Origin of the sequence: Variovorax atrisoli, from assembly GCF_014195185.1 — a bacterium.
GTDB lineage: Bacteria > Pseudomonadota > Gammaproteobacteria > Burkholderiales > Burkholderiaceae_C > Variovorax > Variovorax atrisoli.
In genome coordinates this window covers 18,792-33,449 of sequence record NZ_JACIBG010000014.1, presented here as the reverse complement: position 1 = coordinate 33,449, position 14,658 = coordinate 18,792, and the positions used below count along the sequence as shown (strand labels likewise).

The window sequence follows — 14,658 nt, the reverse complement described above, 5'->3', positions numbered from 1 at the left end:
CAGGCGCACCGTCCAAATCCTCCTGAACCTGTTGCGCTCCCGTGCGGGAGAGGGCAGTCTGCGGGCTCGTCAGTCGCCTCCGTCTCCGGTATGATTGTGGAAATTTCAGTAAATACTGAAAATTCACGAAAACAAGGAATGACCAAGCACCTGCCACCCAGATCGCCGCTGCGGGCTTCCGCGTCGCTGGACGCGGGTGGTGTGGTGCAGGGCGCGGCCGCGCTGTTCTGGCTGCCACAGGCGGCGTTGCTGGCGATGGCGGTGCAGGGCCTGGCTTCGGGGCATGGCTTCGCGGCCGTCACCTGGCCTGCCGCGGCGATCCTGCTGCTCGGGCTGGCGAGGGCTGCGTGCGAGGCCTGGGGTGCCCGCCGGACCTTCACCCGTGCACGCGCGCAGCTCACCGCGCTGCGCGCACAGACCGCCTTGGCGCTGGCTGCCGGTTCGCCGCTCGATCGCAGCCGCGCGCATTCAGGTCTGGCTGCCAGCGTGCTCGCCGAGCAGGCCGAGGCGCTGGTGCCGTACCTCGTGCGCTACCAGCCCGCGCGTTGGCGCGCGACGGTGGTGCCGATCTTCATCCTGTGCGCGGTGGCCGCTTTCTCCTGGGTGGCTGCGCTGGTTCTCCTGGCCGCCGCGCCGCTCATCCCGATCTTCATGGCCATCGTCGGATGGCGTGCCAGGGCCGCGAGCGAGGCGCAGATGGTGGAGCTCGGCGGCATGAACGCCTTCCTGCTCGACCGGCTGCGCGGCCTCGCCACGCTGCGCTCGCTGGGCGCCGTCGAGATCACCGCCCGGCGCCTGGGCGATGCGGCCCAGTCGCTGCGCCGCCGCACGATGGCCGTGCTGCGCATTGCGTTCCTTTCCTCGGCCGTGCTCGAGCTCTTCTCGGCGCTGGGCGTGGCGCTGGTGGCCGCCTACGTCGGCTTCCACCTGCTCGGCTCCATCGGCTTCGGCACCTGGGGGCGCACGCTGAGCCTGGGCGAGGGCCTGTTCGTGCTGCTGCTGGCTCCCGCGTTCTTCGAGCCTCTGCGCGAGTTGTCGATGGTCTGGCACGACCGCGCCGCCGGCGAGGCCGCGCAGGAGGCGCTCGACCGCCTGCAGCGAAACGAACTGCCTCTGCCCGGCGCGAGCGCCTCGCTGACACGCGCGACGACGAATGCTCACGCTGGAGCGCCGGCCGTCGTCATCCGCGACCTGCATTTCTCCTGGCCCGGCGAGCCGCAGGAAGTCTTCGACGGCTGCCAGCTGCGCATCGCCTCCGGGGAGCACGTCGCGCTGACGGGCCCGAGCGGCAGCGGCAAGACCGCGTTGCTGTCGATGATCGCGGGCCTCGTGCCGGCGACGCGCGGCGAGATCTCCATCGGCGGCGTTGCACTTACCGGCCGCACGGTGGCCTCCCTGCGCGAGCGCATGGGCTGGATGGGGCAGGCGCCGCACGTCTTTGCCGGTTCGGTCGAGGCCAACGTAGCCCTGGGCCGCCTCGATGCCGACACCCGGCGTGTCACCAAAGCCATGCGCTTCGCATCGCTTCAGTCGGTGGTGCAGGCGCATCCGGCCACCTCGCTGGGCGAGGGCGGGCAGGGCCTTTCCGGCGGCGAGGCCGTGCGCCTCGCGCTCGCGCGCATCGCGGTCCATCCGCATGCCGACCTGCTGCTGGTCGACGAGCCCACCGCGCACCTCGACACCGAAACCGCCGAGCGGGTGACCGATGCGCTGCTGGCGCTGGCCCGCGGCAAGACCCTCATCGTCGCGACGCACGACCCGGCGCTGGCCGCGCGCATGGACCGCGCCGTGAGCCTGGGCAGCGCAGAAGCGATGGAGAAGGCGGCATGAACAAGACTTCCCGCCCGAGCACGAACTGGCGCGACCTGCGCCTGGTGCTGCGCCCCTTCCTCGCCACGCAGCCGCGGTGGCTGCTGCTGGGCTGCCTGCTCGCGGCTATCACGGTGCTCGCGGGCATGGCACTGCTGGGCCTGTCCGGCTGGTTCATCACAGCGACCGCGCTGGCGGGCCTGCATGCCGCCACGGCCTTCACCTTCGACGTGTTCATGCCTTCTGCCGGCATCCGCCTGCTCGCGCTCGGCCGCACCGCATCGCGCTATGGGGAGCGTCTGGTGACGCACGATGCCACCTTCGCCGTGCTCGCCGACATGCGCGTGCGCCTGTTCCGTGGCTGGTCCAGGGCAGAGGCGGCGCGCCGGCTGCTGATGCGTCCGGCGCGTCTGCTGTTCCGGCTGACTGCCGATATCGACGCGCTCGAATCGCTCTATCTGCGCCTGCTCGTGCCGGCGGCCGCGGCGCTCGGCGCTGCCTTGCTGGCGGGCGCGGTGCTCGGCTTCATGCATGTGGCCATGGGCCTCGCGCTGGCGCTGTGGCTGGTGGCCGTCGGCTGGGGCATCGCGTCGATCGTCGCCAGGCGTGCCCGCCGGCCGGCCGTGCGGCGCGCCCATGCCATCGAGGCGATGCGTGCCCGCGCCGTCGATCTGGTGGCGGGGCAGACCGACCTGGTGATGGCAGGCCGCATCGATGCCCAACGCGAGGCCTTGATGGCCGCAGATGCGCAACTCGCCAAGGCCGACCTCGCGCTGAACAGGCTCGAGGCATCGGCAGGGTTCGCCTACGGCAGCGCCGGCACCCTGACGCTCGTCGGCGTGCTGCTGGCCGTCGGCCTGCTGGTAGGCGACGGCGTGATCGGCGCACCGGCGGCGGCGCTCGCGCTGCTGGTGGCGCTCACGGCGACGGAGCCCTTCGCAGCCCTGCGCCGCGGTGCGCTCGACGCGGGCCGCACCTGGCTGGCGGTACGGCGACTTGCTCCCCGCATGGATGGATCCGCCGACGAGCCCGGTGAAATGACGAACTCCCCAGGCTCCGGAATCGCACTGCGACTTGAGCAAGTCTCCGTGACCTATGGCGACAGTGGCACGCCGGTCCTCACCGAAGCCTCGTTGACCCTGCGCGCAGGCGAGCGTGTCGCGCTCATCGGGGCGAGCGGCGCGGGCAAGTCCACGCTGCTCGCCGCCATCGCAGGCGAGATCGCGCCCCTGTGCGGCAGCGTTCTCGCGCAGCCAGCCTGCCTGCTGACCCAGCGCACCGAACTCTTCCAGGACAGCCTGCGCGACAACCTTCGCCTCGCAGCCCCGGAAGCCACCGACGAACAACTGCATGTCGTGCTGCAGGCGGCAGGACTGCAAGACGAGGTGCGTGCCCTGGGCACCGGCCTCGACACCCGCCTCGGTGAAGGCGGCCTCGGCCTCTCTGGCGGCCAGTCGCGCCGCCTCGCGCTGGCCCGGCTGCTGCTGCGCGACGTGCCCCTGTGGCTGCTCGACGAGCCCACCGAGGCGCTCGACGCCGCGACCGCACACGACGTGCTGCAGCGCCTCGCCCAGCAAGCAGGAGGCCGAACCCTGCTGATCGCCACCCACTTGCGCCGCGAGGCCGCGCTCGCCGACCGCCTCGTGCGTGTCGACCAGGGCCGCATCGTCGCCGACCTGCACCGCGGCAGCGAGGCTTTCGATGCCGCGCTGCGCAGCCTGCGGCCCGACTGAACCGCAAAGCCGCCGAACAGGGAAAGAAAAGCAAAGAAGGAAGAACCACATCATGGACTTAGACATCGTCGCGCTATCGCGCCTGCAGTTCGCCGTCACGGCGCTGTACCACTTCCTGTTCGTGCCGTTGACGCTCGGACTCTCGATCATCATCGCCATCATGGAGACGGTCTACGTCATGACCGGCCGCGTGATCTGGCGCGACATGACGAAATTCTGGGGCGTGCTCTTCGGCATCAACTTCGCGATGGGCGTCGCCACCGGCATCGTGATGGAGTTCCAGTTCGGCATGAACTGGAGCTACTACAGCCACTACGTCGGCGACATCTTCGGCGCGCCGCTGGCCATCGAGGGTCTGATGGCCTTCTTCATGGAGGCCACCTTCGTCGGGCTGTTCTTCTTCGGCTGGGACAAGCTCTCGAAGGTGGGCCACCTGATCTCGACCTGGGCGGTGGCCATCGGCTCCAACTTCTCGGCGCTGTGGATCCTCATCGCGAACGGCTGGATGCAGAACCCGGTGGGCGCGGCCTTCAATCCGCAGACCATGCGCATGGAAGTGACCGACTTCGCCGCGGTCCTGACCAACCCGGTCGCCCAGGCCAAGTTCGTCCACACCGTGTCGGCGGGCTATGTGTGCGCGGCCGTGTTCGTGCTCGGTGTCTCCGCCTGGTACGTGCTCAAGGGGCGCCACCTCGAACTCGCCAAGCGCTCGATGACGGTCGCAGCCTCGTTCGGCCTGGCTGCTGCGCTGTCGGTGGCGGTGCTCGGCGACGAGAGCGGCTATCTCTCCGGCGAACACCAGAAGATGAAGCTCGCCGCCATCGAGGCCATGTGGGAGACCCAGCCCGCACCCGCCGCCTTCACCGTCGTCGGCTTTCCCGACCAGGAGGCGCGCGAGACGCACTACGCCATCCACATTCCCGGCGTGATGGGCCTGATCGGCACGCGCTCGCTCGACACCGTGATGCCCGGCATCGACGAACTCGTGAAGCGTGCAGAGGTGCGCATCCGTGAAGGCCTGAAGGCCTACGACGCGCTGCAGAAGATCCGCGAGGCTGGCGGCCCCGACAAGGTGACGCAGGGCGTGCGCGGCGACTTCGAGGACAACGGCATCAACATGGGCTACGCGCTGCTGCTCAAGCGCTACGTGGACGATCCGCGCCAGGCCACCGACGAGCAGATCGCCAAGGCCGCATGGGACACCGTGCCGCAGGTGGCGCCGCTGTTCTGGCTGTTCCGCGTGATGGTGGGCATCGGCATGCTGCTGATCGCGCTGACCGCGACCTTCTTCGTGCTCTCGGCGCGCCGCAGGCTCGACAGCCACCGCTGGCTGCTGAAGCTCGCCGTGTTCGCGATCCCGCTGCCTTGGATCGCCATCGAGTCTGGCTGGCTGGTGGCCGAGTTCGGCCGCCAGCCGTGGGTGATCGAGGGCGTGCTGCCGACCGCGGTGGCGGTGTCGAACCTCGGTGCGAAGACGCTGCTGCTGACGCTCGCGGGCTTCATCGCGATCTACACGACGCTGCTGGTCATAGAGATGAAGCTGATGCTCAAGGCCATCCGCAAGGGCCCGCAGGCCGAGCACGCGCCCGACGAGGGCGACACGCTCTCGCACATTCCGCCGGCCCACGCGGGCGCGGCCATTCCTTCGCCTTCCACCCGGAGCGCAGCATGACCCTCCACACACTCCTCGACTACGACACCCTGCGCTTCATCTGGTGGCTGCTGATCGGCGTGCTGCTGGTGGGCTTCGCCGTGACCGACGGCTTCGACCTGGGCAGCGGCATGCTGCTGCCCTTCGCCGCGCGCAACGACGTGGAGCGCCGCGTCGTCATCAACAGCGTCGGCCCGGTGTGGGAGGGCAACCAGGTGTGGCTGATCCTGGGCGGCGGCGCGATCTTCGCGGCCTGGCCGCAGCTGTACGCCGTGTCGTTCTCGGGCTTCTACCTGGCGATGTTCGTGATCCTCACGGCACTGATCCTGCGGCCCGTGGCCTTCAAGTTCCGCAGCAAGCGCGAGTCGCCGCAATGGCGCTCGCGCTGGGACTGGGTGCTGTTCTTCAGCGGCTTCGTCCCCGCGCTGATCTGCGGCGTGGCCGTGGGCAACGTGCTGCAGGGCGTGCCGTTCCGCTTCAACCCCGACATGCACATCTTCTACGACGGCAGCTTCTTCGGCCTGCTGAATCCGTTCGCCATCCTGTGCGGGCTGGTGTCTGTGGCGATGCTGGTGATGCACGGTGCTGCCTGGCTGCTGCTGAAGACCGCCGGGCCGGTGGCCGAGCGTGCGCGCAGCTACGGCATGGTCGCCGCCGTGCTCACCATCGCGCTCTATGCGCTGGCCGGCGTGCTGCTGGCGACGAGCATCGGCGGCTTCCGCATCAGCAGCGTGATCGATGCGACGGGGCCGTCGAACCCGATGCTGAAGACGGTCGAGCTGCACGCCGGTGCATGGACCGCCAACTATGCGGCCCATCCGTGGACGCTGGCCGCCCCCGTGGCCGGTTTCGTCGGCGCGCTCGGTGCGCTGCTCGGGCTCGCGTTGCGCCGGCCGGTGTTTTCGCTGCTGGCTGCGGCGCTGGGCATCGCCGGCATCATCCTCAGCGTTGGCGCCTCGATGTTCCCGTTCATCCTGCCGTCTTCCATCGACCCGCGCGCCAGCCTCACGGTGTGGGACTCGTCCTCGAGCCATCTCACGCTGTTCATCATGCTGGTGGTCACGGCCGTCTTCATTCCGCTGGTCGTGGCCTACACGAGCTGGGTCTACCGCGTGCTGTGGGGCAAGGTCGACGAACAGGCGATCCGCGACGAGAGCGGCCACGCCTACTGACAACCAAGGAGGAACGAAAGATGTGGTACTTCGCCTGGATCCTCGGCCTGCCGCTGGCGGCCGCATTCGCAGTGCTCAACGCCATGTGGTACGAGCTCATGGACGACGAGGCCGTCCGCAAGGCCAAGCTCGAAACGCCGGAGCCGTCCGCAGGGCAGGAGCGGCTCTAGCGGTACTAGAGATAGAGATGGAAAGGCCGCCGGCCTACTCGGCGGCCTTCTTCTTCGACGCCGAGCCGCCCGAGATGCGGTCCTTGAGCGTCAGCACCTTCGTCACGGTCGCGCCCATGCCCATGAGCTTCATGGCGGTCTCGGGCGCGAGCCGCTGCACGTCGTCGAACCACTTCATCAGCCGGTCGATCAGGTCGTGCATCTCGCGCATGCGCTCCTGCGCGTGGCGTTCGGCGTCGCTGGTGGGAGATTCGAGCAGGGCGTTGCGCAGCATCGAGAGCGTGGGTTCGATCTCGCGGCGGCGGCGCTCCTCGGCCAGCACGCGGAAGATTTCCCACACGTCGGATGGCGCCTCGAAGTACTCGCGACGGTCGCCGGGATGGTGCCGCAGGCGCACCAGCCGCCAGGCCTGCAGTTCCTTCAGGCCCATGCTGACGTTGGAGCGCGAGAACTCGAGCATTTCGGCGATCTCGTCGGCGTTGAGCGCGCGCTCCGAGAGGAAGATGAGTGCGTAGATCTGCCCGACTGTGCGGTTGATGCCCCACTTGCTGCCCATCTCGCCGAAGTGGGCGACGAACTGGCGGTTGAGGGGTGGGAGATCGGAAGAGTTGGCCATGCGACGGATTGTCGCGCGGATGGCTGTAATTCCGGAAAGTCCTGAAAACTCAATCAGCCTGCTGGCGCCGCCTGTACGAGCCGGGCGCGCCGCCGGTCCATGCCTTGAAGGCGCGCTGGAAGGCCGCGCTGTCGGCAAAGCCCAGCTCCTCGGCCAGCGCCGCCAGCGGCACGGTGCTGGTGTTGAGCCGCACGATGGCGAGGTCGCGCCGCAGCTGGTCCTTCAACGCCTGGAACGAGGTGCCCTCGGTCGCCAGATGCCGCTGCAGCGTGCTGACCGACATGTGCAGCACGCCCGCGGTGGTCGCAAGGTCGGCCCAGGCCGGGCGGTGCTGCTGCAGCACCGCGCGCACCTTTGCGCTCACCGCCTGTTCGGCGAGCCGGGGCAGGATCACGTTGGCCGGGGAGGCCGCCAGGAAGGCCTGGATCTCCTTCGCGTCGCGGTGCACCGGCGTGTCGAGCGCGGCGCCGTCGAACCACACGGCAGACAGCGGCTGGCCGAACTGCAGCGGGCCCGGGAACACCTTCGCGTAGCCGTCCGCATAGGGCGGCGGCTCGAAGCCGAAGTCGAAGCGCCGGGCCGCCAGCCGGCCGCCGTGAAGCCATGCGAAGAGCCGCCAGTACACCCGCAGCATCAGCTCGTGCAGGAAGTTCTGGTGCATGGGCGGCTGGATGTTCAGCCGCAGCCCGAAGCCGGCCAGGGGGCCGTCGTGCAGCAGCACCAGCGAGAGATCGTCCTGCAGCAGGTCGAAGGTGCGTGCCACGCGGCGCAGCGCCACCTCGAAGGTGCGTGCGCCCAGCGTGGAGCGCGTCATCAGCGCGAAGCTGCCGCAGCGCAGTCGGCGCGTGAGAAAGCCCAGCGCCTCGTCGTCCATGCGCTCCATCAGCAGCGCGAAGAGGGCCACGTACTGCTCGGCGGTGATCCGGGCGGCGGCTTCGTCGAGCAGCGCGGGGGCGATGCCCGCGTCCTCCAGCGCCTTGTCGACGTCCACCAGCGCTTCGCCCGGACGCGCACGGATGCCCGAGAGCATGCCGAGGACGAAGGCGATCGGAATGGTGACGGGCGGCTGGAGCATGTGTCTGTCGATTGACCTTTTCTGCCATGCGATCGAAGCGAAGTGCAATCGCCGGGCGGCGGCCGGATTTCTACCATGCGCCTGCACAAGAACGAGACGGAGACAAACCCATGTACCTGACCCAGGGCCTTCACCGGGCCGTGCAGCAGCGCCCCGATGCCATCGCCGTGCGTTTCGCCGGCCGCGCACGGACATTCCGCGACTTCGCCGACCGTGTGGCGCGCCTGGCCGGCGCGCTGCAGCGGCTGGGCATGCGCGCGGGTGACCGCGTGGCCATGCTGTCGCTCAACTCCGACCGCTACCTGGAGTACCAGCTGGCCGTGCCCTGGGGCGGCGGCGTGCTCAACCCCTGCAACATCCGCTGGTCGCCCGCGGAGATCCTGTATTCGCTGGAAGACTCCGGCTCCGGCATCCTGCTGGTCGACGAGACCTTCCGCGGCGTCGTCGAGCAGATGCGGGGCCAGTCGAAGAGCCTGCGAGAAGTCGTCTACTGCGGCGACGGCCCCGTGCCCGCCGGCATGCAAAGCTACGAAGGCCTGATCGACGCCGCAGCCCCCGTGCCCGACGCCGTGCGCCGCGGCGAGGACCTGGCCGGCATCTTCTACACCGGCGGCACCACCGGCTTTCCCAAGGGCGTGATGCTCAGCCACACCAACATCTGCAGCTCGGCGCTCGCGGCGCAGGCCGAAGGGCTGGCACCGGCCGACGGCTGCTATCTGCACGCCGCGCCGATGTTCCACCTGGCCGACATGGGCCTGGCCACGCCGCACTGGTTCACGGGCAACACGCACGCCATCATCCCGATGTTCACGCCCGAGGGCGTGCTCGACACCATCGAGCGCGACCGCGTGACCAGCATGCTGCTGGTGCCGACCATGATCCAGATGCTGGTGGACCACCCTGCGATGCGGCAGCCGCGCGACCTGAGCAGCCTGAAGAACATCACCTATGGCGCCTCGCCGATCTCCGAGGCGGTGCTCAACCGCGCGATGGAGGCGTTCCCGGGCGTGGGCTTCGTGCAGGCCTACGGCATGACGGAGCTGTCGCCCATCGCCACGCTCAACCCGGCGTACTTCCACACGGCCGAAGGCCGCAAGCGCGGCAAGCTGCGTTCGGCCGGCCGCGCCAGCGTTTGCATGGAGGTTCGCGTGGTGGATGCGGACGACAACGAGGTGCCGCGCGGCACAGTCGGCGAGGTGGCGGTGCGCGGGCCCAATGTGATGCAGGGCTACTGGAACAAGCCCGAGCAGACCGCCGCCGCACTGCGCGACGGCTGGATGCACACCGGCGACGGCGCCTACATGGACGACGACGGCTTCATCTTCGTGGTCGACCGCATGAAGGACATGATCATCAGCGGCGGCGAGAACGTCTACTCGGCAGAGGTCGAGAACGCCATCAACCAGCATTCCGCGGTGGCGGCCTGCGCCGTCATCGGCATTCCGAGCGACGAGTGGGGCGAGGCGGTGCATGCGGTGCTCGTGCTCAAGCCGGGGCAGGGCGTGCAGCCGCAGGAGCTGATCGCCCACTGCAAGACGCTGATCGCCGGCTACAAGTGCCCGCGCAGCGTGGCCATCGTCGACGCGCTGCCGCTGTCGGGCGCCGGCAAGGTGCTGAAGACCAAGCTGCGCGAGCCCTTCTGGCAGGGCCGGCAGCGCAGCGTGGCCTGAGCCCGTCCAACTTCCTTTCTTTTCGAACTTCCAAGGAGCCTTTCATGAGTCAAGACGTTCACGTGGTCGGGGTCGGCATGATCCCCTTCACCAAGCCGGGCGCGAACCAGCCCTATCCGCAGATGGCAGCGCAGGCGACCAATGCCGCGCTGAAGGACGCCGGCATCGGCTACGAGCTGGTGCAGCAGGCCTACGTGGGCTACGTCTATGGCGACTCCACCGCCGGCCAGCGGGCGCTGTACGAGGTGGGCATGACCGGCATCCCGGTCGTCAACGTCAACAACAACTGCTCGACCGGCTCGACCGCGCTCTTCCTGGCGCGCCAGGCGGTGGCCAGCGGCGCGGCCGACTGCGTGCTGGCGCTGGGTTTCGAGCACATGAGCCCCGGCGCCCTCGGCGCGGTGTTCAACGACCGGCCCAGCCCCTTCGACCACTTCGAGAACATCACCGACGAGCTGGTCGGCAACGAGCAGGTGCCGCTCGCGCTGCGCTACTTCGGCGGCGCCGGGCTGGCTCACATGCAGCAGTACGGCACGCAGATGTCGACCTTCGCGAAGATCCGCGCCAAGGCCAGCCGCCACGCGGCGAACAACCCCCTGGCGCTGTTCCGCAGCGTCGTCACGGAGGAGGAAGTAATGGCCGCGCCCGTCATGTGGCCCGGCGTGATGACGCGGCTGATGGCCTGCCCGCCCACCTGCGGCGCGGCGGCGGCCATCGTGTGCTCGCCGCGCTTCGCAGAGCGCCACGGGCTCGACCGCAGCGTGCGCATCAAGGCGCAGGCCATGACCACCGACCGCCCCATCACCTTCGAGAGCCGCGACATGCGCGAGGTGGTCGGCTTCAGCATGGCGCAGGAAGCCGCGCAGAAGGTGTACGACGCAGCCGGCGTCGGACCGCAGGACGTCGACGTGGTCGAGCTGCATGACTGCTTCGCGCACAACGAGCTGCTGAGCTACGAGGCGCTGGGCCTGTGCCCGGTGGGCGGCGCGGAGAAGTTCGTGGTGGATGGCGACAACACCTACGGCGGCAAGGTCGTCACCAACCCGTCGGGCGGGCTGCTGTCGAAGGGGCATCCGCTGGGCGCCACGGGGCTGGCGCAGTGCACGGAACTGGTCCAGCAGCTTCGCGGCACGGCCGACAAGCGGCAGGTGGAGGGCGCGCGGATTGCGCTGCAGCACAACCTGGGGCTGGGCGGCGCCTGCGTGGTCACGCTCTACGAGCGGGCTTGAGAGAAAGGGCCGCCAGATGATCGACAGGAAATGGATTGGCCACGAACTGCCGCCCTCGGTGCTGCCCATCGAGCGAAGCCGGCTGCAGTTCTTCGCCAAGGCCATCGGCGAGACCGACCCCGTCTACACCGATGCCGCCGCCGCGCGCGACGCCGGCTACCCCGACCTGCCCGCGCCGCCGACGTTCCTGTTCGCGGCCGAGCTGGACTCGGGGGCGTCGGACCGCCTGCTGGCCGATCTGGGCATTCCGCTGTCGAAGCTGCTGCACGGCGAGCAGGGCTTCAGCTACCACAGGCCCGCATGCGTGGGCGACACCGTGACGGTGCGTTCCACCATCACCGACATCTACGACAAGAAGAACGGCGCGCTCGAGTTCGTCGTCAAGACGTCGCGCGCCACCAACCAGCGCGACGAGCTGGTCGCCGAGCTGCGCGCGGTGATCGTCTGCCGCCATTGACGAAGGAACCCGCACCGATGAATGCACCGACCTACGACACCGTGAACGTCGGCGACGAGCTGCCCGCGCTGCAGCTGCCGCCCGTGAGCCGCACCACGCTCGCGCTGTTCGCGGGCGCCTCCGGCGACCACAACCCCATCCACATCGACACGGACTTCGCGCGCAGATCGGGCATGCCCGACGTGTTCGCGCAGGGCATGCTGGGCATGGCCTGGCTGGGCCGGCTGCTCACGCAGTGGGCGCCGCAGTCGCAGCTGAGGCGCTTCGACGTGCGCTTCCAGGGCATCACGCACCTGGGGCATGCGGTGCGCTGCAGCGGCCACGTGGTCGAGAAGCTGGAGCACGAAGGCGAGCACTGCGTACGCGTGGAAGTGCACAGCGCCAATCAATACGGGCAGACGCGCATCGCCGGCGAAGCGCTGGTCGCGCTGCGTTGAGAACTCACACCAACAAGGAAGGAACTCGGACATGACACCCAAGCTCGACGGCAAGGTCGCACTCATCACCGGCTCGGGCCGCGGCATCGGGCGGGCCATCGCGCTCAAGCTGGCTTCGGAAGGCGCGCGCATCGTCGTCAACGACCTCGACGCACAGCCGGCGGAGGAAACGGTGCAGGAAATCCGTGCGGCCGGCGGCCAGGCGGTGGCATGCACCGGCAGCGTGGCGGCGCCCGACTTCGCCGAGCGCTTCGTCGGCACGGCGGTGAGCGAGTTCAAGGGGCTCGACATCATCGTCAACAACGCCGGCTACACATGGGACAGCGTCGTGCAGAAGATGACCGACGAGCAGTGGTACGCCATGATCGACGTGCACCTGACCGCGCCGTTCCGCATCCTGCGCGCGGCGCAGCCGGTGATCCGCGCGCTGTCGAAGGCCGAGACCGAGGCGGGCCGGCGCGTGGTGCGCAAGGTGGTCAACATCTCGTCCGTGGCGGGGCTCTTCGGCAATGCGGGGCAGGCGAACTACGCGGCGGGCAAGGCCGGCATCGTGGGGCTCACGCAGACGCTGGCCAAGGAGTGGGGCCGCATGAACGTGACGGTCAACTGCGTGGCCTTCGGCTTCATCCAGACGCGGCTCACCGCGAGCACCGCAGAGGCTTCCACCGCGAACATCGAGGGGCGCGAGATCAAGGTGGGCATCAACCCGGGGCTGCTGGCGATGATGGAGCAGTCGATTCCGCTGGGGCGCGGCGGCACGCCCGAGGAAGCGGCCGGGGCCGTGTACCTCCTGTGCGCGCCCGAGTCGGACTACGTGAGCGGCCAGACGCTGATGTGCAGCGGCGGCCTGACGGGCATCTGAGCATGGAGACCGCCGAAGGCATCGCCTGGGGCGTGGAGGAGGGCATCGGCCGCATCGTGCTGAAGCGGCCGGAGCGCGCCAACGCGATAGGGGTTCGCAGCGGCCACGCGCTGGTGCGGGCCATCGACGAAGTGCTGGCGGGCAAGCCGCGCGTCATCCTGCTGACCGGAGAGGGCCGCGTGTTCTGCGCCGGCGGTGACATCGACGAGTTCGTGGCGGCTGGCGAAGCGCTGCCGGCCCTGGTCGATGAGATCCTGGACCGCTTGCACCCTGCACTGCTGCGACTGTCGAACAACCCTGCGCCGCTGGTCGTCGCGGTGAACGGATCCGTCGGCGGCGCAGGCGTGGGGCTGGCACTGTGCGGCGACTTCGTGCTCGCTGCCGAATCGATGAAGCTGCGTACGGGCTATGCGGCCATCGGGCTGTCGCCGGATGCGGGTGCCTCGTACTTCCTCGCGCGCCGCGTGGGGCCGGTGCGCGCGCAGCAGCTGCTGATGCTCAGCGATGCCATCGACAGCCAGCGCTGCCTTGCGTGGGGTGCGGTCGATGCGCTTCACCCGGACGACGAACTCGCGGCTGCTGCCGAAGCGCTGGCGGCTCGGCTCGCGCGTGGTGCGAGCGCATCCTTCGCCGGCATCAAGGAGCTCTGCGCGGGCGCGCCCGGCCGGCCCTTCGAGCAGCACCTTGCGCTGGAACACAGGCTGCTGCGCGAACGTGCAGGCAGCGCCGACGCCCGGGAGGGCGTGACCGCGTTCGTGGAGAAGCGCGCGCCCAGTTTCAAGGGAAGCTGAACGCCGCGGTCCTCAGCCGTTGCGCTTGAACAGCTTCGCGATGCCCCACAGCGCCGCGCCGCCGGCCACCACCGCCAGCTTCGCGAACTTGGCGAGGAAGGCCGCGATGACCGCGAACAGGCCCAGCTTCTTCACTGCCGCGCCGGCCACCAGTGCGGCCAGCCCATAGGCGGCGACCTTGTCGGTGGACGAGTTGAAGTCCGCGTACTTCTTCCCGTCGTCGTACTGGATCGCACCGAGGAGCTTGCTCGCGTCGGGCTTGTACTTGTCGAGGTCCTTCGCGTTGGTGATGAGGTTCAGGCTCAGGTAGCCCTCGCGGCCCAGTGCGTAGGTGTTGTAGTTGACGCCCTGGTTGCCGTCGGTGCTGCCCTTGCGCTTCGACAGGGCCGACCACACGAGGCGGTGCGAGGAGGCGTCGTACTGCGGCTTCTGCGCCCAGCCCGTGACCTCGATGGACGGGATGCCGCGCTTGGCGCGCTCCTCGTTCGCGGCCTCGGTGCCTTCCTTCAGGCTCTTGAGCAGGTCGTCGGCGTTCCAGTCCTTGGCGTCGTCGTCCTTGATGTAGCCCTCCTTCACGAACTTCACCACCGCCATCCAGTCGGCGTCGTCGGCGGGGAAGATCGCGCCGATGAAGGTGTCGTCGGTGCGGTTGCCCATGCTGCGCATGAGCTGCGCGGCAGCGGGCGTCGGCACCCACACGTAGCCGGCGGGCAGGTGGAGGTGGGCCTGGTCGCGCAGCGTGATGTCGACGGGGCCGACCTTCTGCACGGCTTTTGCGGCCTTGAAGGCGGCGTCCTGTTCGGCTTCGAGCGAGCTGGCGGTCGAGGCCTGAGTGGAAGGTGTGGACGGGGTGGTGGTCGGCGATGCGGCTTGGCTGGTTTGCGCCACGAAAGCGGCGCACGCGAGCAGCACGCCGGCCGTCAGGCGGGCGGTTTGAATACGCAAGTTCTCTCTCCTCGGTTGTTTTCGGTTTGGTGAGCGGGGCA

At 69.1% G+C, this 14,658-nt stretch carries 14 protein-coding genes; 11 read left to right on the top strand and 3 right to left on the bottom strand.

Annotated elements, in window-relative coordinates; translation table 11 throughout:
• Nucleotides 1–138: 138 nt before the first annotated feature.
• The 5 genes from cydD to cydX are packed head-to-tail and all read left to right on the top strand — an operon-like array spanning nucleotide 139 to nucleotide 6,535.
• Complete coding sequence (gene cydD / locus FHY06_RS32680; RefSeq protein ID WP_184607486.1) at nucleotides 139–1,830, top strand: thiol reductant ABC exporter subunit CydD; 1,692 nt, start codon at nucleotides 139–141, stop codon at nucleotides 1,828–1,830.
• Nucleotides 1,827–3,542, top strand: a complete 1,716-nt coding sequence (gene cydC, locus FHY06_RS32675) for a thiol reductant ABC exporter subunit CydC (protein WP_184607485.1) — start codon at nucleotides 1,827–1,829, stop codon at nucleotides 3,540–3,542. Before cydD ends, cydC begins: the two co-directional genes overlap by 4 nt.
• Nucleotides 3,543–3,594: 52 nt before the next feature.
• Entirely contained in the window at nucleotides 3,595–5,214 is a 1,620-nt protein-coding gene (locus FHY06_RS32670) for a cytochrome ubiquinol oxidase subunit I (protein ID WP_184607484.1), read from the top strand.
• Entirely contained in the window at nucleotides 5,211–6,365 is a 1,155-nt protein-coding gene (cydB, locus tag FHY06_RS32665; RefSeq protein ID WP_132798487.1) for a cytochrome d ubiquinol oxidase subunit II, read from the top strand. Before FHY06_RS32670 ends, cydB begins: the two co-directional genes overlap by 4 nt.
• A 20-nt stretch (nucleotides 6,366–6,385) precedes the next feature.
• The gene (gene cydX, locus FHY06_RS32660) at nucleotides 6,386–6,535 is read left to right on the top strand and encodes a cytochrome bd-I oxidase subunit CydX (RefSeq protein ID WP_019658654.1); all 150 of its coding nucleotides are present in this window, start codon (nucleotides 6,386–6,388) and stop codon (nucleotides 6,533–6,535) included.
• A gap of 34 nt (nucleotides 6,536–6,569) precedes the next feature.
• Here cydX and FHY06_RS32655 read toward each other — a convergent pair whose 3' ends face one another.
• Both FHY06_RS32655 and FHY06_RS32650 read right to left on the bottom strand, forming a co-directional pair.
• Nucleotides 6,570–7,151 carry a GbsR/MarR family transcriptional regulator gene (locus FHY06_RS32655; protein ID WP_019658653.1) on the bottom strand — a complete coding sequence of 194 codons (582 nt, stop codon included), beginning with the start codon at nucleotides 7,149–7,151 and terminating at the stop codon, nucleotides 6,570–6,572.
• Nucleotides 7,152–7,200: 49 nt separating this feature from the next.
• Complete coding sequence (locus FHY06_RS32650) at nucleotides 7,201–8,226, bottom strand: AraC family transcriptional regulator (protein WP_184607483.1); 1,026 nt, start codon at nucleotides 8,224–8,226, stop codon at nucleotides 7,201–7,203.
• A 110-nt stretch (nucleotides 8,227–8,336) separates the two neighbouring features.
• Between FHY06_RS32650 and FHY06_RS32645 the strand changes: the two genes are divergently transcribed.
• From FHY06_RS32645 to FHY06_RS32620, 6 genes are read left to right on the top strand one after another with little or no spacing between them, the layout of a single operon-like run.
• Complete coding sequence (locus tag FHY06_RS32645) at nucleotides 8,337–9,896, top strand: long-chain-fatty-acid--CoA ligase (RefSeq protein WP_184607482.1); 1,560 nt, start codon at nucleotides 8,337–8,339, stop codon at nucleotides 9,894–9,896.
• Between the two features lie 44 nt (nucleotides 9,897–9,940).
• Nucleotides 9,941–11,125 carry a lipid-transfer protein gene (locus tag FHY06_RS32640; RefSeq protein WP_184607481.1) on the top strand — a complete coding sequence of 395 codons (1,185 nt, stop codon included), beginning with the start codon at nucleotides 9,941–9,943 and terminating at the stop codon, nucleotides 11,123–11,125.
• 16 nt (nucleotides 11,126–11,141) lie between these two features.
• Nucleotides 11,142–11,582, top strand: coding sequence for a MaoC family dehydratase N-terminal domain-containing protein (locus FHY06_RS32635; RefSeq protein WP_019658649.1), 441 nt, complete (start codon nucleotides 11,142–11,144; stop codon nucleotides 11,580–11,582).
• A gap of 17 nt (nucleotides 11,583–11,599) precedes the next feature.
• Nucleotides 11,600–12,019 carry a MaoC family dehydratase gene (locus FHY06_RS32630; RefSeq protein WP_019658648.1) on the top strand — a complete coding sequence of 140 codons (420 nt, stop codon included), beginning with the start codon at nucleotides 11,600–11,602 and terminating at the stop codon, nucleotides 12,017–12,019.
• Nucleotides 12,020–12,050: 31 nt separating this feature from the next.
• A complete protein-coding gene (locus FHY06_RS32625; RefSeq protein WP_019658647.1) occupies nucleotides 12,051–12,881 on the top strand; it encodes an SDR family NAD(P)-dependent oxidoreductase in 831 nt (276 codons plus the stop codon).
• Between the two features lie 2 nt (nucleotides 12,882–12,883).
• Nucleotides 12,884–13,672, top strand: a complete 789-nt coding sequence (locus tag FHY06_RS32620; RefSeq protein WP_019658646.1) for an enoyl-CoA hydratase/isomerase family protein — start codon at nucleotides 12,884–12,886, stop codon at nucleotides 13,670–13,672.
• A gap of 12 nt (nucleotides 13,673–13,684) precedes the next feature.
• On the opposite strand, the gene FHY06_RS32615 is transcribed toward FHY06_RS32620, so the two are convergent.
• Nucleotides 13,685–14,617 (bottom strand): DUF2167 domain-containing protein, encoded by a 933-nt coding sequence (locus FHY06_RS32615; RefSeq protein ID WP_026346872.1) that lies wholly within the window; start codon nucleotides 14,615–14,617, stop codon nucleotides 13,685–13,687.
• Nucleotides 14,618–14,658: the final 41 nt, after the last annotated feature.

Coding starts and splice junctions, on each gene's coding strand:
- FHY06_RS32655 (WP_019658653.1), bottom strand. CDS start 7,151: ATGGCCAACTCTTCCGATCTCCCACCCCTCAACCGCCAGTTCGTCGCC.
- FHY06_RS32645 (WP_184607482.1), top strand. CDS start 8,337: ATGTACCTGACCCAGGGCCTTCACCGGGCCGTGCAGCAGCGCCCCGAT.
- FHY06_RS32640 (WP_184607481.1), top strand. CDS start 9,941: ATGAGTCAAGACGTTCACGTGGTCGGGGTCGGCATGATCCCCTTCACC.
- cydC (WP_184607485.1), top strand. CDS start 1,827: ATGAACAAGACTTCCCGCCCGAGCACGAACTGGCGCGACCTGCGCCTG.
- FHY06_RS32620 (WP_019658646.1), top strand. CDS start 12,884: ATGGAGACCGCCGAAGGCATCGCCTGGGGCGTGGAGGAGGGCATCGGC.
- FHY06_RS32650 (WP_184607483.1), bottom strand. CDS start 8,226: ATGCTCCAGCCGCCCGTCACCATTCCGATCGCCTTCGTCCTCGGCATG.
- cydX (WP_019658654.1), top strand. CDS start 6,386: ATGTGGTACTTCGCCTGGATCCTCGGCCTGCCGCTGGCGGCCGCATTC.
- cydB (WP_132798487.1), top strand. CDS start 5,211: ATGACCCTCCACACACTCCTCGACTACGACACCCTGCGCTTCATCTGG.
- FHY06_RS32625 (WP_019658647.1), top strand. CDS start 12,051: ATGACACCCAAGCTCGACGGCAAGGTCGCACTCATCACCGGCTCGGGC.
- FHY06_RS32630 (WP_019658648.1), top strand. CDS start 11,600: ATGAATGCACCGACCTACGACACCGTGAACGTCGGCGACGAGCTGCCC.
- cydD (WP_184607486.1), top strand. CDS start 139: ATGACCAAGCACCTGCCACCCAGATCGCCGCTGCGGGCTTCCGCGTCG.
- FHY06_RS32670 (WP_184607484.1), top strand. CDS start 3,595: ATGGACTTAGACATCGTCGCGCTATCGCGCCTGCAGTTCGCCGTCACG.
- FHY06_RS32635 (WP_019658649.1), top strand. CDS start 11,142: ATGATCGACAGGAAATGGATTGGCCACGAACTGCCGCCCTCGGTGCTG.